This is a genomic window from Desulfosporosinus metallidurans, from assembly GCF_001936615.1.
GTDB lineage: Bacteria > Bacillota > Desulfitobacteriia > Desulfitobacteriales > Desulfitobacteriaceae > Desulfosporosinus > Desulfosporosinus metallidurans.
The window spans coordinates 1-534 of record NZ_MLBF01000189.1 but is presented as its reverse complement, the minus strand read 5'-3'; the positions used below and the strand labels follow the sequence as shown (position 1 = coordinate 534).

General features: G+C 53.2%; 1 rRNA gene. It reads left to right on the top strand.

From position 1 onward, the window contains the following. Positions 1 to 405 (top strand): 16S ribosomal RNA (locus DSOL_RS26310); the annotation flags it as partial. Positions 406 to 534: the final 129 nt, after the last annotated feature.

The window sequence follows — 534 nt, the reverse complement described above, 5'->3', positions numbered from 1 at the left end:
TCGAGCACTCTAGATAGACTGCCGGTGATAAACCGGAGGAAGGTGGGGATGACGTCAAATCATCATGCCCCTTATGTCCTGGGCTACACACGTGCTACAATGGCCGGTACAGACGGAAGCGAAGCCGCGAGGTGGAGCAAATCTGAGAAAGCCGGTCTCAGTTCGGATTGCAGGCTGCAACTCGCCTGCATGAAGTCGGAATCGCTAGTAATCGCAGGTCAGCATACTGCGGTGAATACGTTCCCGGGCCTTGTACACACCGCCCGTCACACCACGAAAGTCTGCAACACCCGAAGCCGGTGAGGTAACCCGTAAGGGAGCTAGCCGTCGAAGGTGGGGCCGATAATTGGGGTGAAGTCGTAACAAGGTAGCCGTATCGGAAGGTGCGGCTGGATCACCTCCTTTCTAAGGAGAACTGTTTAGAGCTTAGGCTTTAAACTAAATTCCTAATGGTCGATTCTTTCAAAGAACGAAAGTCTGGCGAAAGATCAAGAGAGTCGCAAGACTCAAGCCGAGGGATCGGCAACTCATTGG